A 16,187-nucleotide genomic window follows, 5' to 3' on the forward strand; every position below is an offset into this window, starting at 1 on the left:
TCTGGGTGCGCCCCGCCAACCACCGAAGAACGGGTGATTGTGCCGTGAAGCTCATACGTGTCCGACGCCGGGCGCTACCGGTAGCCAAGTTCGTGCTGCTGATCTGGATGGTCAGCGTGGCCGTCTTCCTCCTGCTCGAGCTGATTCCAGGCGATCCCGTCGACGGGCTGGTGCCGCCAGGCGCAAGCCAGGAGATGCGGGACCAGGCGACGCGGATCTACGGCCTGGACCAGCCGCTCGTGCAGCGATACCTCGACTGGGTCGGCGGCATCTTCCAAGGAGACTTCGGCCGGTCCTTCACGACCCAGAGCCCGGTGATGTCGATGATCGCCGAACGCGCTCCCGTCTCCTTGGAGATCGCCTTCTTGTCGATGGTCCTCGCGCTGGTCATCTCCATCCCGGTGGGCGTTTGGTCGGCATACCGCCCCGGCGGAGTGATCGACAAGATCGCCACGGCTCTGACCTCGGCCACGTTGGCGACGCCATCGTTCGTGCTCGGCATCCTGCTGGTGTTCATCTTCGGAGTCCAGCTCGGGCTGCTGCCGATCCTCGGCTGGGTCCCCTTCGCGGAAGACCCCCTGCTGCACATTCAGTACCTGATCCTCCCGGTGGTCACGCTGGCCGCAGGCGAGACGGTGTTGTTCACGCGCCTCCTGAAGGGCGACATGATGGCGACGCTCCAACAGGACCACGTGCTCTCGGCCCGGGCGCGTGGCCTGCCGACATGGCGGATCCTGGCCCGGCATGCGCTGCGCCAGTCGTCGTTCTCCTTGGTGACGGTGTCTGGCGTCGTCATCGGTCGACTCATCGGCGGCACCGTCATCATCGAGGCGATCTTCGGCCTCCCGGGTATGGGAACGCTCGTCGTCAACTCGATCCTGTCGCGCGACTACATCGTCGTCCAGGCGGTCGTCCTGCTCAGCGCGCTCGTCTATCTGCTCATGAACACTCTCGTGGACCTGGCCTATCCATGGCTTGATCCGCGGGTACGAAAGGCGGCCTCCTGATGACCGACATCATCGACGAGACGGCGCTGCAACCGACGGTGAAGTCGACGAAATCTGTCGAGGACCGGCTCGCTGGAGTGAAGCTCACGAAGCGAAAGAAGAGAGACATCGGCGCGATGATCGGCGCCACATGGATCGGACTGGTCGTGCTGGCCGCGCTGGCCGCAGATTTCCTGCCGATCCTCGATCCGAACGAGATCACGGACAAATTCAGTGCGATGCCCGGCTGGGGCACGAATCTTCTTGGAACTGACGCGCTGGGCCGGGACACCCTCTCGCGGTGTCTCTACGGTGCCCGGGTCTCCATGGCTGTGGCGATCGGTGGCACGGCCGTCTCGATGATCATCGGCGTGATCCTGGGAATGACCGCGGGCTACTTTCGCGGTGCGGTCGATTCCACGATCTCGTTGTTCATCAACTTTGTGCTCTCCTTCCCGCCGCTCATCTTCCTGATCGCGCTGGTCGCGGCTCTGCGTCCCAGCCTGACCACTCTCGTGCTCGGGCTCGCACTGCTCGGCATACCGAACTTTGCCCGCGTGGCGCGCGCCAACACCATTGCGTTCGCCGACCGGGAGTTCGTGACCGCCGCCAAGGCGCTCGGCGCCGGCCCGTTCCGGATCCTCACGCGGGAGCTCCTGGTGAACGTCATGCTGCCCGTCATGTCGCTCGCGCTGGTTGTGATGGCGACGCTGGTCGTGGCCGAGGGCAGCCTCAGCTTCCTGGGACTGGGCGTTCCGCCACCGACTCCCAGCTGGGGCGGGATGCTCGCGGCGGGTCGCGAATCACTCAGCGACCATCCGCACCTGGTCCTGATCCCCTCGCTGTTCTTCTTCCTGACGGTCTATTCATTCAATCGGCTCGGCGACTGGGCGCGCGGCCGCGTAGGCAGGGAGTCCTCGATATGAGCACCAGCACGACCACCACACCCATGGATGACCTCGACGGCACGGCTCCGGGAGCGGGATCGGAGGAGCTGCTGGAGGTGCGAGACCTGCGAGTCTGGTTCGACACACCCAGGGGCCTCGTCCGTGCCGTGGACGGCATCGATCTGGAGGTACGCCCTGGGCGCACGCTAGGAGTCGTGGGCGAGTCAGGCTCAGGAAAGTCCGTGCTGTCGCGCGCCATCATGAAGATCCTGGCCCCCAGTGCGCGAGTGCTGCCCGGCAGCGAGATCCGGCTCAACGGGGTCGATCTCGCCACGGTGTCTCCCAAGACCAACAAGCACCTGTGGGGCGTGGACCTGTCGATGGTCTTCCAGGACCCGATGACGTCGTTGACCCCGGTGCTCACGATCGGCAAGCAGCTGACCGAGACCCTCAGGTACCACCTTGACCTCGACCGCGCGGCGGCCAAGGCTGAGGCGATCCGGCTGCTCACGCTCGTGGGGATCCCGGAGCCGGCCAAGCGCTTCGACCAGTACCCGCACAACTTGTCGGGTGGCATGCGGCAGCGGGTCACGATTGCGCTCGCGATCTCCTGCTCACCGAAGCTCCTGATCGCCGACGAGCCCACCACGGCGCTGGACGTGACGGTGCAGCACCAGATCCTCAACCTCCTGCAGGAGCTGCAGCAGAAGGCGAACATGGGGATGATCCTGATCACCCACGACCTCGGGGTGGTGGCGGGACGCGCCGACGACATTGCGGTCATGTACGCCGGCAGAGTCGTGGAGAAGGCGCCCACTCGTCAGCTGTTCTCCCACATGCGGCATCCGTACACGCGGGCCTTGATCGACGCCATCCCGCGGCTGTCCCACCCGAGCCACACCCACCTGGCCTCGATCCCGGGCCGTCCCCCCATGATCATCGACCCGCCACCGGGCTGCAGCTTCGCCGCTCGCTGCCCGTCCGCGCAGGCGAGGTGCCTCGAGGAGACCCCGGCCCTGGAGATCACGCCGGACTCACCTGCGCACTCAGCAGCGTGCTTCTTCCCGTTGGGGACCCCCCACGGCGAGTCCGCCCGTGAGACGAATCTGGCAGCCGGGGTCACGGCTGCCGGGACTGCAATCCAAGCAAAGGACGTGATCTGATGGCCGGCAGCGGAACGGCGCACCTGCGTGAGACGGACGACGTGGTGCTGAGCGTGCGCAACCTGACCGTCGAGTACGTGGGGAAGCGGGGGGAACGCGTCTTCGCGGTGTCCGACGTCAGCTTCGACGCCCGGCGGGGCGAGACGGTCGGGCTTGTCGGGGAGTCCGGCTGCGGCAAGTCGAGCGTCGCCAAGGCGATCATGCAGCTGCCCGCGCCGACGTCCGGCTCGGTCAAGGTCGATGCGGTGGAGGTCGCGGGTCTGAAGGGCACGGCGTTGCGAAAGCAGCGGCGCAAGCTGCAGATGATCTTCCAGGATCCGATCTCGTCACTGAACCCTTTGCGAACGGTGCGGGACATCGTCAGCGAAGGTCTGAAGATCCACGGCGTCGACAAGGGCGAGATCGACCAGCGGACACTGGCCATGATCGAGCGGGTGGGACTCGATCCCGAGACAGCGCCCGATCGGCGTCCGCACGAGTTCTCCGGCGGGCAGTGTCAGCGCATCTCGATCGCCCGGGCGATGGTCCTCGACCCCGAGCTCGTGATCTGTGATGAACCGGTCTCGGCCCTCGACGTCTCGGTCCAGGCACAGATCATGAACCTGCTGGAGGAGATGAAGGCTCGCTATCAGCTGACGCTCGTGTTCATCGCGCACGACCTCGCGGTCGTGAAGAACATCAGCGACCGGGTCGTGGTGATGTATCTGGGCAAGGTCTGCGAGGTCGCCGGCTCGGATGAGCTCTTCGCCTCGCCCGTGCACCCGTACACGCGCGCACTCGTGCAGTCGATTCCCGAGCCGGACCCCGATGCGCCCGTCTGCGACGCGTCCCTCTCGGGGGACCTCCCGTCACCGCTCGATCCCCCGAGCGGCTGCCGTTTCCGGACCAGGTGCCCCCAGGCGCAGGATCTCTGCGCAGCGCAAGAGCCCGAGATCCGGGAGGTCAGGCCGGGCCGGTTCGCGGCCTGTCACTTCCCGTTGGACGACGTCAGCGCAACGCTCAGGGTCGCCGAGCCGGCCCTCGCATGAGCAACCTCTACGAAAGGAAATCCGATGGCTGAGATCGAGATCAACGGCGGGCAAGTGGTGTACGAGTTCGTGGGCCCTGAGGACGGCGAGGTGGTGGTGCTGACACCAGGCGGCCGCTTCAGCAAGGACTTCCCGGGTGTGCGCCCGCTGGCGGAGGCGTTCGCCGCCGGGGGTAAACGAGTGCTGCTGTGGGATCGTCCCAACTGCGGGGCCTCGGACATCCAGCTCTACGGCAAGACCGAGTCGCACATGCGGGCGGAGACGCTCGGCCTGATGCTGCAGAAGCTCGAGACCGGACCGGTCGTGGTGACAGGGGGATCAGGAGGAGCGCGGGACTCGATCGTGTTCACCATGATGTATCCCGAGCTGGCCAAGCGCCTCGCGGTGTGGTCCATCGTCGGTGGCACGTTCAGCTCGATGAGTCTGGCGGCGGTCTACGTCCTGTCCGAGCTGCGCACTGTGCGGGCGGCCGGCATCGAGGGCGTCATGACGATGCCAGGCCTCGCCGGCAGCTGGGCGGACCTGATCGAGGCCAATCCGCGCAACAAGGAACGGATGCTGGACATCGGCGCGGCAGAGTTCGAGCGCGTCATGACACGCTGGCTCGATGCCTATGTGCCGAAGCCGAATGAGTCGATTCCCGGCGTGGCGGACTGGGAGTTCGAGGCGATTGACATCCCGACACTGATCATCCGTGGTGGCGAGAAGGACTACGACCACCCGAAGCGGACCTCGTTCGAGGTTCACGCGCTGATCAAGAACTCCCGTCTCATCGAGCCGCCGTGGCCCGAGGACGCATGGGAGCGTGCGTCCGAGGCCCGCAACGAGGGACGGGGGAACATCTTCGATCCCTGGATCCAGGCTGCCCCGGTCCTGCTGGACTTCATGAATGAGACGGAATCGGATTCCTGACTCATGACTCGACGGCCGGCGCGCGCCGTGTGGCCGGTCGTCGGGGTCCTGTCCGCGGCCAGCGTCCTGGTGTCGCTGCAGGGGACCTTGCTCCTGCCACTGGTGCCTGTCATCCCGGAGATCTACGACGTCACACCGGTCGCGGCGTCGTGGATGGTGACGAGCACGCTGCTGGCGGGCGCCATCGCCACGCCGATCGCGTCCCGGTTGGCGGACATGTACGGCAAGCGCCGACTCATCGTCTTGACCTTGGCGACGATGATGGCCGGCTCGGTGCTGATCGCTGTCGCCGACGGGTATGCGTGGGCCGTGGCAGGACGCGCGCTCCAGGGCAGCGCGACAGCCCTCGTCCCCGTGGCGATGAGTGTCATGAAGGACGTGTTGCCGCGGGACAGGGTGGCCTTCGGCGTGGCCATGGTCAGTGCCTCCCTTGGGATCGGCGCCGCGGTAGGTCTGCCGTTGGCCGGCATCATCTACGCCGAGCTCGGCTGGACCGCGATGTTCCTGATGACGGCCGCGCTCTGTCCGTTCCTGATGCTGGGCGCGTCACGGTTGCTCCCGCCGGCCACGCCCGGGGAGCGGGAGAGATTCGACTGGCTCGGGGCCGGTCTGCTCGTCGGGGTGCTGGTGCCCCTCCTCGTGTCGGTCAGCCAGGGGAACGTCTGGGGGTGGACCAGTTCGAGGGCGCTGCTCCTCTGCACCGTGGCTGCGCTCTCGGCGGTGGCATGGGCAGCCTGGGAGATGCGAGTCGTCGACCCGCTCATCAGCTTGCGGCTCGCGCTGATTCGGCCGGTGCTGCTCACCAACGTTGCCACGACGATCATCGCCGTTGGCATGCTGGCCAACTTGCTGATCGCATCGCAGCAGCTCGGCACCCCGTCGTTCGTGGACGGGGGCCTGGGGCTCTCACCGGGCCTGACCGGGCTCGTGATGGGTGCGCCGCCCGCGCTGCTGGTGGTGGGTGCGCCGATCACCGCCCGGCTCCTCGCCACGTACGGGGCCAGAAACGTCTTGCTGGCCGGAGCCCTTGTCATGGGGTTGAGCTACGTTGCGCGGGTCTTTCTCGACGACTCGGTCATCGCGGTGGCAGTGGGGGCGACCCTGGTCGGGGCCGGAACGGGGTTGGCCATCGCGGCGATACCCCTGATCATCATGGCGTCCGTGCCGGGCCGTCAGACCGCGTCCGCGAACGGCGTGAATGCGCTGTGCCGGATGATCGGGCTGGCCATCTCCACGGCAGGTCTTGCCGCCTTGGCATCGGCGACGTCGATCGTCGTGGACGGCCGCGAGTACCCCACGAGAGGGACGATCCACGCGTCTTTGTGGATCTGTGCTGCGGCGAGTCTGTCGGCGCTGATCGTCATCTGGTTCATCCCACGAATGTCGTCGGGGGGCGTGATCGGTACGACCGACGTGCCGCAGGAACACGAAGGGCGCCCCCGGGTTCTCGTCACCGATCCGACTGGGATGTCAGCAGGCTTCGGTGACCAAACCCTTGCGGACGCAGAGGCCCATGGCTATGCTCAGCGGAGCAATAGTTTGTTTCATACGAGAGCAGCGCACACCCGGACCGGGGCCAACCACAGCTCAGCGGGTCACATCCAAGGAAGAGGAACTGAGATGAGTGCACACGAGAACTTGGTGGTGGACGCGAGCGTGGAGATCTACTTCGCGAACGGTCCGGACCTGCGCGGCTACCTCGACGAGCCGTTTGCGAGCAGAGGCTTCCCTGACCCCGACATTGCTTGGTTCGCTCCGCCGGATGGGCAGCGCTTCGCGCCAGGCAGCCAGGTCGAGGGCGCCGGACACCCGTCCTCCGATCCCGAGGTCGTCGGGGCATCGCTGTTCGGCGACCGCGGCTACGACTTCGCGGTCGTGCATCCGATGTCTAACGGGATCCAGCCCGACCGGTTCCTCAACACCGCGATCCTGTCGGCGTACAACCAGATGATGGTCGACCGGTGGCTCGACTCGGGCACCTACGCGAGCCAGTTCCGCGGCACGATCCGGGTCACTCCCGACGACATCGACGGCGCGCTGCGCGAGATCGAGCGGTGGAAGGATCACCCGCAGGTCGTCCAGATCGGAATCCCCCTGCAGTCCCAGGCTCCCTACGGCCGGCCGCAGTACCGTCCGCTCTGGGAAGCCGCGGTCGACGCGAATCTGCCGGTCGCCGTCCATCTCGAGTCGGGCAACGGCATCATGCACCCGCCGACGCCCTCAGGCGTCCCGCGGACCTTCGCCCACCACCTGTCGTTCCAGCCGCTGAGCTTCATCTACCACCTGTTCAACATGATCGTCGAGGGTGTCTTCGAGGCGAACCCCGATCTGAAGATCGTCTGGGCCGACGGCGCCGCCGACATGCTCACCCCGTTCTCCTGGCGCCTGGACACCTTCGGTCGGCCGCACCTCGAGCAGACGCCCTGGGCGCCCCGGATGCCCAGCGACTACCTGGAGAACCACGTGTACTTCATCCAGGGCGCCCTGGACGGTCCCGGAGATGTCGAGTTCGCGTCGGAGTGGCTGACGATGACCGGCAAGGAGGACATGCTGATGTTCGGCTCGAGCTATCCGTCGTGGCAGATCAACGATCCGTCCAAGCTGCCGTCCACGTGGACGAGTGAGCAGCTCCAGAAGGTTCTCGGCCGCACCGCTGCGTCCCTCTACCGACTTCCCACGGCCGCAACGGCGACCGTCTGACCATGCAGCACCTGCCAGGTGAAAGTGAGGACGCATCATGACGCAGACCATCAATGACCAGCGCAAGATCGGGACCGAACAGGTGCCGGTACGCGTCGTCGACAGCGACGTGCACCCGACGCCGCGTCGCGGAGAGCTCAACGAGTTCTATCCCGCCGAGTTCAAGGACCTGTTCATCAACCGGGCCAAGGGGGCCGGTATGCCGGTCTACTACGACGCCCCCGATTTCGCCCACGCCTTCGCGATGCGGGTCGACGCCTTCCCGGACGACGGTGAGTTCGCGGGCACCGATCCCCACATGACCTTCCGACAGGTGGTCATGGAGTCGGGCTCGGACATCGTCATCCTCGGGCCGACGACGTTGTCGGCGGGACAGACCGAGGAGGAGGTCCACGCGATCGCCCAGGCCACGAACCTGTGGCAGGACCGGTGCTGGCTCGACGGCGAGAACAACTGGCACCAGCGCTTCCGGGGATCGATCATGGCTGCGGCCGACGCCCCCGAGCTGGCGGCGCAGGAGATCGACAAGTGGGCGGGCCACCCGTACTTCTCCCAGGTGCTCATCGGCGCCGAGATGCGCCCTGCATGGGGTCACCCGAAGTACGACCCGATGTGGGAGGCGGCAGTCCGCAACGACATCCCGGTCGCCTGCCACCTGGGCCGGGGACAGTACAACGAGCTGCCCATGTCGCCCGTCGGGTTCATGTCGTACAACCACGACCTGATGGTCACCTACTCGCTGCTCGCGGCGAACCAGGTCATGAGCCTGATCTTCGACGGTGTCTTCGACCGGTTCCCGACGCTCAACATCATCTTGATCGAGCACGCGTTCACCTGGATCCTGCCCCTCATGTGGCGCATGGACGCGATCTACGCCGCTCGCGGGGCCGAGACCGGGCTGAAGAAGAAGCCTTCGGACTACGTGAAGGACCACATCTGGTTCACGACGCAGCCGCTCGACTACCCGGAGGACAAGCTCGAGCTGACGCACGCGCTGGAGTGGATGGAGGCCGACAAGCTTCTGCTGTTCTCCTCGGACTACCCGCACTGGACGTTCGACGAGCCGCGCTGGGTCGCCAAGCACATGCCTGAGCACATGCGGGAGAAGATCATGTTCCAGAACGCCATCGACCTGTACAAGCTCCCCAACACCGTGCCGGCTCTGCCTGGTCAGGTCCGGGCATTCTGATGACGACACAGGACCTGGGCCCCACGCTGGCCGCAGGACGTGAGCACGTGGTCGCGACCGTCGACGAGATCGAGGACGGCGGCGTCAAGGTCGTCCCGATCGGCCGTTACGGGGTGGGTGTGTACAACGTCAAGGGACGGTTCTACGCGATCGCGAACTACTGCCCGCACGAAGGTGGACCGCTGTGCGTGGGACGGACCCGTGGCCAGACCGTGGTCGATGAGGAGAAGCCGGGCGGCGCAGCGGAGTCGCGCCCCGGCGAGTTCATCTACTGCCCGTGGCACCAGTGGGGATTCGAGCTGGCGACCGGCACGACAGCGGTCAAGCCGGAGTGGAGCATCCGCACCTATCCCGTGCGGGTCGAGGGCGAGAACGTCATCGTCTCGGCCTGACCGCCTTTGCCCGAGCCCGTGGGCGGACCTGACCCCCACAGAACTTCGTACGTCTTGGTGAATTGGAGCCTGCAATGAGTGTGACAGCAGTAGTGGACGTGGTCGCGAGGGTGCGACCGTATCCCGGAATTGGTACGCGTCTCCTGGCGGACACTGCAGAGCGCGAGGACCTGGCGGCGTACCGGCTCACGGGTGGCTACGCGGAGGTGACTGACGTCGAGGACCTGTTGTCCCAGATCGACGAGTCGGGTCTGCGCGGTCGAGGTGGTGCGGCGTTCCCCACGGGGTTCAAGGTCCGTGCGGTGCGAAACGGCCGTGGCACGCCAGTCGTCGTCGCCAACGGTGAGGAGGGCGAGCCGGCGTCGGTGAAGGACCGGTGGCTGTTGCGCAACAGGCCTCATCTCGTGCTGGACGGGCTCCGGCTCGCGGCTCTTGCCGTCGGCACGACGGAGGGCGTGGTCTACGTGTCGGACACGCAGAGCAGCGCAAGCATCGAGCTGGCGATTGCTGAGCTGTCCGGCCAGCTGCCTGGGCCCGAGCTTGACCTTCGTGTCGTCGTGGTCGATCCGACCTACGTCGCAGGCGAGGAGACAGCGGCCGTGCAGGCCATCAATGGAGGGCCCGCACTGCCGATGGACAAGCCGCCGCGGCCGTTCGAGGTGGGTGTGGGGGCGCGTCCGACCCTGGTCAGCAACGTCGAGACACTGGCGAACCTGCCGCTGATCCAGCGGTTGGGGTTCGAGGACTACCGCGCCGTGGGCACCCCGACGTGCCCGGGGACCTTCCTGCTCACCCTGAGCGGCGCGGCCGAACCAGGCCTGTACGAGGTGCCGTTCGGCATCACGCTGGTCGATGTGCTGACCTGGGCGGGCACGGATTCCGACGGAGTCGTGGGTGCGCTGGTCGGAGGGTACTTCGCCGGGGTGGTGGGCGAGGAGATCATGACGATCCCGCTGGACTACGAGTCGCTCCGCACGATCGGGAGCGGCCTGGGGTGTGGTGCGATCGCCTTGCTGGACCCATCGACCTGTGTGGTCGACGTCTCCGCAGCGGTGATGTCGTACTTCGCGCGGGAGAACGCTGGCCAGTGTGGGTCGTGCTTCAACGGCACTGCCGCCATGAGCGGCGTCCTGCAGGGTCTGCGCGACCAGACTGCAAGCCTCGCGGACGTCGAGCGACTGAGCGCGTGGTCGGTCAATCTGCGCGGGCGTGGCGCGTGCGGAACGCTCGACGGTGCCACGAACATCGCGGCCACCTTGCTTGCGAAGTTCCCAGAAGCGGTGGACGAGCACGTAGCCGGGCGATGCACCGTCTGCGCGGTCGGCCCCCATGTTGTCGATCCGCCGTTCGCCGTCGGTCTCGCCGAGCACTGATCAGCCATCCCGAGAGGAACAGACGTGAAGATCAAGCTTGACCGCACGATGTGCGACGGATTCGGTGCGTGCGCCATGCACGCGCCCGCCACCTTCTCCCTTGACGAGTGGGGCTATGTCTCCCTCGTCGGCACGGGCGAGGTCGTCCCGGAGCACGAGGCCGAGGTGCGACGCGCACTGCTCGACTGCCCCGTCCACGCCATCATCGAGCTGGCCGACAGCGGTGACCCCGACGCTGAGCACGAGATCCTGTCCTCGCAGGTGGGCAGCAGCTACCCGCGAGAGCTGCAAGCGGCCGCCCAAGCCGGCAAGCGGCTGTCCGCCGGGACGGGAGGCAGCTCGGGCATGACGAACGAGAACCCGTTCGGCGTATAGATGTACTCGGCCAGGACGTGGGCAACGCGATCTGTTTGACGTGAAGGAGAACTTCCGCGTGAGGTATGGCTTGACGAAGGCCCATGACCATCCCACGGCATCACCCGGATCGAGCGGCTCCTGACCGACAACGCATTCGCCTATCGCCACTCGGGCCGACGTGAAGCAGGCCTGCGCCGATCTGGGCAGCCGCCAGAAGTTCATCAACCCCACTGCCCGGCAAGCAGCCCTTGTCCCATGGCTCGAGCACTACACACACGGTTCGACGCCACAGCGCTCTCGGGGGACTCCCACCCATCTGCCGACTGTCACCAACGTGATGGCCGAGTGCATCTAGAGGGCCGCAGACGCCGACGGGCACGCCCCGGCACCGGGTGGCGTCAGGCCCGCCACGGCAGTCCGGTAAGGTCTTCCGCGGTGGCGTGTCCGAGCGGCCGAAGGTGCAACACTCGAAATGTTGTGTGGGTTCACGCCCACCGTGGGTTCAAATCCCACCGCCACCGCACGATGAGAACCCCCGATCTCGCTGGAATCACAGTGAGGTCGGGGGTTTTCTCGTCGACTGGAAGCCGCAGGCCTCTAACCGACAGGCTCGAGGGGCTGTCCGTGGAGCCGGTGCGGGTCGGGAAGGCGTCGGCGAAGACGCATGTGCAGCAGCACCAGCACCGACAGGAGAGCCGCGAGCACGCACCAGAGCGAGGCGAAGGCCTCCTGGTAGACGAGGGCGACCAGCGACAGCCCGACCAGGTTGAGCGCACCGAAGGCCACGATGGACGGGTAGCCCGACAACAGCGCCGGTCCCACCGTGGCGAGGATGTAGAGCACTGCCCAGAACATGCCGTGCTCGAGCCCGATCCGGTACACCACAGCGTGGTCATGCTCCTCGACGACGAGCGGCCCTCTGAGCACGACGTACGCCAGATAGGCGGACACCACGAGACCCAGTGCGACGAAGGGCGCCACCCGCAGCCGTGCACCCCTCGGCTCGAGAAGCAGTACGGCGGTCGGCACCAGGGTCGGCAGCACGGGGAAGGCGAACAGGACGTAGGCCAGTGCCGCCGTCTTCTGGACATTCGCCGAGACGTCGCCGTCGAGCCCCGCCCAGACGAGTGCCTCGGTGAGCTGATGGATCGCGAACAGGAGGGGAAGCGCAGCGAACGGCACCTCCCGCACGTGCCGGACCTCGCGAAGAGACAGTGCTGCCACGGGTAGGAGGGCGACGCCTGCGACCACATCGGCCTCGACCGAGAAACACATGCGAGACCGCCCTCTGTCGGTGGACTGCCGAGCCTACTTTTTGGCGGCTCATCGGGGATGGGACCAAGGTCTCGGTGCTCGCCCCGTTGTCGGTTTCCCACGGTCCCGTGGGAAACCGACCCCGTGCGGGACGCGGGTGCTTACGCGTTGGGATTGGTGATCAGGCGGCGAGCGGTGCGCGGGTCCGGCCCCAACCGACCCAGGTGGTCGACCAGGTCATCAGCAGCGGCATTCAGCTCGTCGTCGGTCATGGGGTCGAGTGCGTCGAGGATGAACAGGGCAGATCTGCTGTCGTCGCGAAGCGTCGTGCGTCGCCCTTGGCGCCAGTTCCAGCGCCGGCACGTGACCCCGGCGTCGTCGCACCAGACCACCTCACCGGGATCAGGGCTCTCGACGACGTCAGCACCGCCAGCCACGGTGTCGAACGCCTCGTTGCCTGCGGCGCGTACGAGGCGCGGTGGCCCGACGTAGCGATCGAGATCCTCCCCGCCGATCGGCAGCTGGTGCAGCACGGAGATGGCGTTGTAGAGGTCAGTCAGGGCGTTGATGCGGGGCAACCCGTCCGGGGCTCGTCGGGTGAGCGCTTCCAGACTGTTGCGCGTGCGCTGCGGCTTCGCGCCGAACGCGCGGTACGCCTCACGCCAAGCCGCGATGTGCGGCAGCTCGTCGACGGGTGAGGTCTCCAGCAACGCGCCGGCATGCCTCTCAGCAGCAGCCAGCAGCTCATCCTCGGACGAGCTGCCCACGGCAGCGAGACCGTCCACCGCGACGAGCAGGGCTCGGTAGTCGGGCCGCAGCTCGAACACGGCATCGTCCACGTGTGCGCCGTGCAAGAACGTCTCGAGATCACGCATGGGCTCCTCCTCGACTCTCAGGTTGTCAGAACTCCGGCAGGCGTGGGACGTACGGCGCCTCGAGCGCCTGGAGCTCCTCGTCGGTCAGCACGAGATCGAGGGATGCGACGGCGTCGTCGAGGTGGAGCGGCTTCGTGGCGCCGACGATCGGGGCGGTGACCGCCTCCTGCTGGCGCACCCAGGCCAGGGCGACCTGCGCCCGGGAGACCTCGCGTGCCTCCGCGACCGCGGCCACGGCCGCCGAGATGGCCCGGTCGGACTCCTCGGCCTGCCGGTAGTAGCGCTTGGTCACCTCGTCGGTCGCGCTGCGGCTCGTGCTGACGTCGTCCCAGTCGCGCGTCAACCGGCCGCGGGCCAGCGGGCTCCAGGGGGTGACGCCGATGCCCTCGTCGAGGCAGAACGGGTGCATCTCGCGCTCGTCCTCGCGCTGCACGAGGTTGTACTGGTCCTGCATCGAGACGAACGCGGCCCAGCCGTTGAGGTCGGCGGCGTGCTGCGCCTGCGCGAGCTGCCAGGCGTACATCGACGACGCCCCGATGAACCGCGCCTTGCCGGACTGGACGACACGATCGAGCGCCTCCATCGTCTCCTCGATCGGGACGTCGGGGTCCCAGCGGTGGATCTGGTAGAGATCGACGTAGTCGGTGCCGAGGCGCCGCAGGCTCGCGTCGATCTGCCGCGCGATGTTGTCGGCGGACAGCCCCGCGGAGTCGTCCTCGCCCGCAACCGGGAAGAACACCTTGGTCGCGATCACGACGTCCTCGCGGCGGGCGAAGTCGGCAAGGGCCCTCCCGAGGATCTCCTCGCTGCTGCCGCCGGAGTACATGTTGGCGGTGTCGAACGTCGTGATCCCGGCCTCGAGCGCCTGCCGGATGAACGGGCGGCTCTGCTCCTCGGGCAGCGACCACGGGTGCGGGCCGCGCTCGGGATCGCCGTAGCTCATGCAGCCGAGGATGATCGGGGAGACGTCGAGATCGCTCGTGCCGAGGGGTACGGAGTCCATGGTCCGATCATGCACCGGCGGACGGGACAAGCTGCCCGGACTCGCCGCCCGTGGACGGTGTGAGGTCCGGACCGCTGGGTACGACACGGTGCGTCCCTCCCCGAACGAATCGGAGCTCCCATGGTCCCCAAGATCCTCAGCATGTCCGCATCCGTCGCCCAGCAGCTCGCGACCGGCGCGGTCCACGTCGGCATCAGCGGCGCAGCAGCCGTGGCTCGGAAGGTGACGCCGCTCCTGCCGGGGATGGGCGGATCCGATCAGTCGGACACGTCCTCTCGGCCCTCGCCCACGGTGAGCACCGAGCCCGTCACCCAGCCGCCCGCGCCCACGCCGACGCGGACCCCTGGCGCCACGACGACCATGGCCGATCCGGCTCCCTCGACGACGAACCGCGCGACCCGATCGACGGCCAAGCGCGCGACGTCGATCAAGCCCGGCGCGGCGACGCCGGCCTCGGTGGCGACCGCCAAGAAGGCTCCGGCCAAGAAGGCGCCGGCGAAGAAGGCGGCTGCCAAGAAGGCCCCGGCGAAAAAGGCCCCAGCGAAGTCGAAGCCCGCAGCAGTGCTGGACGAGCCCACGGCGCCGGTCGACGACAACCCGGTGGTCTACAGCAGCGGCCCCGATGTCACGCCTGCCGTGCCTGCCGAGGAGCTGAAGGATCTGCGTCCCGAGGGCTGAGGTCCGGCGCCACGCTCCGGTTGTCGCGCGACGCGGCTGAGGGCACGATGGGGGCATGCCCCTCACCGGAGAATATGCACCGAGCCCCGACAAGTGGTCCCGCGAGCAGGCCGAGCTCTTCGAACGCACCAACGGTGCCGAGGGCAACGAGATGCAGGGCAAGCCGATCATCGTCCTGACGACCTTGGGGGCCAAGAGCGGCAAGATCCGCAAGACGCCCCTGATGCGCGTCGAGCACGACGGCGAGTACCTCGTGGTGGCCTCCAAAGGTGGCGCCCCGGAGCACCCGACCTGGTACCACAACATCGTCAACGCCCCACTGGTCGAGCTGCAGGACGGGCCTGTCCGCAAGGACTACACGCCCCGTGAGCTGTCCGGCGAGGAGCGCGAGGTGTGGTGGGAGCGCGCGGTCGAGGCGTGGCCGGCCTACGCCGACTACGCCGAGAAGACCGATCGCGTGATCCCGGTCTTCCTGCTCACCCCGGTGGAATAACGGCCGGTGCGGCCTCCTTGCACCTAGGTATGACCTCAACTCTTTCCGCATCCCCGTCCGGCACGTTCCAGCTTGGCGGCGACCTGCCCGTCGTCCGTCTTGGCTACGGCACGATGCAGCTGCCCGGCGAGGGGGTCTGGGGGCCGCCGCGCGACCGTGACGCCGCGATCGCCGTCCTGCGTCGCGCGGTCGAGCTCGGTGTGACGTTCTTCGACACCGCGGACTCGTACGGCCCCGAGGTCGCCGAGGACCTGCTCCGCGAGGCGCTGCACCCGTACGCCGACGATGTCGTCATCGCGACCAAGGCCGGGCTGACCCGCCAGGGTCCCGGCGTCTGGACGCCCGTGGGCCGTCCGGCGTACCTGCGCCAGCAGGCCGAGCTCAGCCTGCGTCGTCTCGGCCTCGAGCGGATCGACCTGTTCCAGCTGCACCGCATCGACGCCGACGTGCCGCTGGAGGACCAGGTCGGCGAGCTCAAGAAGCTGCAGGACGAGGGCAAGATCCGGCACATCGGACTCAGCGAGGTCGACGTCGACCAGCTCAAGCAGGCCCAGGAGATCGCCACGATCGCCTCGGTGCAGAACCTGTTCAACCTCTCCAACCGCTCGGCCGAGGCGCTGCTGGACTACTCCGAGGAGCAGAACATCGCGTTCATCCCGTGGTTCCCGCTCGCGACCGGCGACCTGGTCAAGGACGGCGGCCCGCTGGAGGAGATCGCGAAGGAGCAGGGCGCGACCCCCTCGCAGCTCGCTCTCGCCTGGCTGCTGCGCCGCTCGCCCGTGATGCTCCCCATCCCCGGCACGTCGAGCATCGGCCACCTCGAGGACAACGTCGGCGCCGCCGGCATCGAGCTGACCGACGAGCAGTTCGAAGCGCTCACCAACGCGGTGTGAGCGC

General features: G+C 67.3%; 16 protein-coding genes, 1 tRNA gene and 1 pseudogene. 15 read left to right on the forward strand and 3 right to left on the reverse strand.

Going from position 1 to position 16,187, the window contains the following annotated elements; genetic code table 11:
• The first annotated feature begins 44 nt into the window (after positions 1 to 44).
• The 12 genes and pseudogenes from GEV26_RS01160 to GEV26_RS01210 all read left to right on the forward strand — a co-directional run bounded on the left by GEV26_RS01160 (position 45) and on the right by GEV26_RS01210 (position 11,508).
• Positions 45 to 1,007, forward strand: coding sequence for an ABC transporter permease (locus tag GEV26_RS01160; protein WP_208430715.1), 963 nt, complete (start codon positions 45 to 47; stop codon positions 1,005 to 1,007).
• Entirely contained in the window at positions 1,007 to 1,912 is a 906-nt protein-coding gene (locus tag GEV26_RS01165; protein WP_153651371.1) for an ABC transporter permease, read from the forward strand. The genes GEV26_RS01160 and GEV26_RS01165 overlap by 1 nt, the downstream gene beginning before the upstream one ends.
• The gene (locus GEV26_RS01170; RefSeq protein ID WP_208431002.1) at positions 1,909 to 3,036 is read left to right on the forward strand and encodes an ABC transporter ATP-binding protein; all 1,128 of its coding nucleotides are present in this window, start codon (positions 1,909 to 1,911) and stop codon (positions 3,034 to 3,036) included. The genes GEV26_RS01165 and GEV26_RS01170 overlap by 4 nt, the downstream gene beginning before the upstream one ends.
• Positions 3,036 to 4,064: an ABC transporter ATP-binding protein gene (locus tag GEV26_RS01175; protein ID WP_153651372.1), complete on the forward strand. Its 1,029-nt coding sequence runs from the start codon at positions 3,036 to 3,038 to the stop codon at positions 4,062 to 4,064. Before GEV26_RS01170 ends, GEV26_RS01175 begins: the two co-directional genes overlap by 1 nt.
• A gap of 24 nt (positions 4,065 to 4,088) precedes the next feature.
• On the forward strand, positions 4,089 to 4,976 hold the full coding sequence (locus GEV26_RS01180; RefSeq protein ID WP_153651373.1) for an alpha/beta fold hydrolase: 888 nt from the start codon (positions 4,089 to 4,091) through the stop codon (positions 4,974 to 4,976).
• Positions 4,977 to 4,979: 3 nt separating this feature from the next.
• The gene (locus tag GEV26_RS01185) at positions 4,980 to 7,676 is read left to right on the forward strand and encodes an MFS transporter (protein WP_153651374.1); all 2,697 of its coding nucleotides are present in this window, start codon (positions 4,980 to 4,982) and stop codon (positions 7,674 to 7,676) included.
• A gap of 37 nt (positions 7,677 to 7,713) precedes the next feature.
• Positions 7,714 to 8,865 (forward strand): amidohydrolase family protein, encoded by a 1,152-nt coding sequence (locus GEV26_RS01190; protein ID WP_153651375.1) that lies wholly within the window; start codon positions 7,714 to 7,716, stop codon positions 8,863 to 8,865.
• A complete protein-coding gene (locus GEV26_RS01195; protein ID WP_153651376.1) occupies positions 8,865 to 9,257 on the forward strand; it encodes a Rieske (2Fe-2S) protein in 393 nt (130 codons plus the stop codon). The genes GEV26_RS01190 and GEV26_RS01195 overlap by 1 nt, the downstream gene beginning before the upstream one ends.
• A gap of 74 nt (positions 9,258 to 9,331) precedes the next feature.
• Positions 9,332 to 10,630, forward strand: coding sequence for an NADH-ubiquinone oxidoreductase-F iron-sulfur binding region domain-containing protein (locus tag GEV26_RS01200; RefSeq protein WP_153651377.1), 1,299 nt, complete (start codon positions 9,332 to 9,334; stop codon positions 10,628 to 10,630).
• Positions 10,631 to 10,654: 24 nt separating this feature from the next.
• Positions 10,655 to 11,005 (forward strand): ferredoxin, encoded by a 351-nt coding sequence (locus GEV26_RS01205; protein ID WP_153651378.1) that lies wholly within the window; start codon positions 10,655 to 10,657, stop codon positions 11,003 to 11,005.
• A gap of 93 nt (positions 11,006 to 11,098) precedes the next feature.
• Positions 11,099 to 11,325 (forward strand): annotated as a pseudogene (locus tag GEV26_RS18015) (integrase core domain-containing protein); the annotation flags it as partial.
• A gap of 96 nt (positions 11,326 to 11,421) precedes the next feature.
• Positions 11,422 to 11,508 (forward strand) — tRNA-Ser (locus GEV26_RS01210).
• A gap of 76 nt (positions 11,509 to 11,584) precedes the next feature.
• Here GEV26_RS01210 and GEV26_RS01215 read toward each other — a convergent pair.
• The 3 genes from GEV26_RS01215 to GEV26_RS01225 form a co-directional block, all read right to left on the reverse strand.
• Complete coding sequence (locus GEV26_RS01215) at positions 11,585 to 12,262, reverse strand: DUF6629 family protein (protein WP_153651379.1); 678 nt, start codon at positions 12,260 to 12,262, stop codon at positions 11,585 to 11,587.
• 140 nt (positions 12,263 to 12,402) lie between these two features.
• Positions 12,403 to 13,116, reverse strand: coding sequence for a B3/B4 domain-containing protein (locus GEV26_RS01220; protein ID WP_153651380.1), 714 nt, complete (start codon positions 13,114 to 13,116; stop codon positions 12,403 to 12,405).
• 25 nt (positions 13,117 to 13,141) lie between these two features.
• Positions 13,142 to 14,119: an aldo/keto reductase gene (locus GEV26_RS01225; RefSeq protein ID WP_153651381.1), complete on the reverse strand. Its 978-nt coding sequence runs from the start codon at positions 14,117 to 14,119 to the stop codon at positions 13,142 to 13,144.
• A 141-nt stretch (positions 14,120 to 14,260) separates the two neighbouring features.
• Between GEV26_RS01225 and GEV26_RS17840 the strand changes: the two genes are divergently transcribed.
• Genes GEV26_RS17840 through GEV26_RS01240 form a run of 3 tightly spaced genes read left to right on the forward strand, consistent with a single transcriptional unit; the run spans position 14,261 to position 16,183 of the window.
• On the forward strand, positions 14,261 to 14,797 hold the full coding sequence (locus GEV26_RS17840; RefSeq protein WP_194839928.1) for a hypothetical protein: 537 nt from the start codon (positions 14,261 to 14,263) through the stop codon (positions 14,795 to 14,797).
• 55 nt (positions 14,798 to 14,852) lie between these two features.
• Positions 14,853 to 15,290: a nitroreductase family deazaflavin-dependent oxidoreductase gene (locus GEV26_RS01235; RefSeq protein WP_153651382.1), complete on the forward strand. Its 438-nt coding sequence runs from the start codon at positions 14,853 to 14,855 to the stop codon at positions 15,288 to 15,290.
• A 29-nt stretch (positions 15,291 to 15,319) separates the two neighbouring features.
• Positions 15,320 to 16,183 carry an aldo/keto reductase gene (locus tag GEV26_RS01240; protein WP_153651383.1) on the forward strand — a complete coding sequence of 288 codons (864 nt, stop codon included), beginning with the start codon at positions 15,320 to 15,322 and terminating at the stop codon, positions 16,181 to 16,183.
• Positions 16,184 to 16,187: the final 4 nt, after the last annotated feature.

Source organism: Aeromicrobium yanjiei (assembly GCF_009649075.1).
In the GTDB taxonomy this organism is placed as follows: Bacteria; Actinomycetota; Actinomycetes; order Propionibacteriales; family Nocardioidaceae; genus Aeromicrobium; species Aeromicrobium yanjiei.

Bases quoted from the DNA above. Each gene is read 5' to 3' on its own strand.
- GEV26_RS01165 (WP_153651371.1), top strand. From the start codon at position 1,007: ATGACCGACATCATCGACGAGACGGCGCTGCAACCGACGGTGAAGTCG.
- GEV26_RS01170 (WP_208431002.1), top strand. From the start codon at position 1,909: ATGAGCACCAGCACGACCACCACACCCATGGATGACCTCGACGGCACG.
- GEV26_RS01175 (WP_153651372.1), top strand. From the start codon at position 3,036: ATGGCCGGCAGCGGAACGGCGCACCTGCGTGAGACGGACGACGTGGTG.
- GEV26_RS01180 (WP_153651373.1), top strand. From the start codon at position 4,089: ATGGCTGAGATCGAGATCAACGGCGGGCAAGTGGTGTACGAGTTCGTG.
- GEV26_RS01185 (WP_153651374.1), top strand. From the start codon at position 4,980: ATGACTCGACGGCCGGCGCGCGCCGTGTGGCCGGTCGTCGGGGTCCTG.
- GEV26_RS01190 (WP_153651375.1), top strand. From the start codon at position 7,714: ATGACGCAGACCATCAATGACCAGCGCAAGATCGGGACCGAACAGGTG.
- GEV26_RS01195 (WP_153651376.1), top strand. From the start codon at position 8,865: ATGACGACACAGGACCTGGGCCCCACGCTGGCCGCAGGACGTGAGCAC.
- GEV26_RS01200 (WP_153651377.1), top strand. From the start codon at position 9,332: ATGAGTGTGACAGCAGTAGTGGACGTGGTCGCGAGGGTGCGACCGTAT.
- GEV26_RS01215 (WP_153651379.1), bottom strand. From the start codon at position 12,262: ATGTGTTTCTCGGTCGAGGCCGATGTGGTCGCAGGCGTCGCCCTCCTA.
- GEV26_RS01220 (WP_153651380.1), bottom strand. From the start codon at position 13,116: ATGCGTGATCTCGAGACGTTCTTGCACGGCGCACACGTGGACGATGCC.
- GEV26_RS01225 (WP_153651381.1), bottom strand. From the start codon at position 14,119: ATGGACTCCGTACCCCTCGGCACGAGCGATCTCGACGTCTCCCCGATC.
- GEV26_RS17840 (WP_194839928.1), top strand. From the start codon at position 14,261: ATGTCCGCATCCGTCGCCCAGCAGCTCGCGACCGGCGCGGTCCACGTC.
- GEV26_RS01235 (WP_153651382.1), top strand. From the start codon at position 14,853: ATGCCCCTCACCGGAGAATATGCACCGAGCCCCGACAAGTGGTCCCGC.
- GEV26_RS01240 (WP_153651383.1), top strand. From the start codon at position 15,320: ATGACCTCAACTCTTTCCGCATCCCCGTCCGGCACGTTCCAGCTTGGC.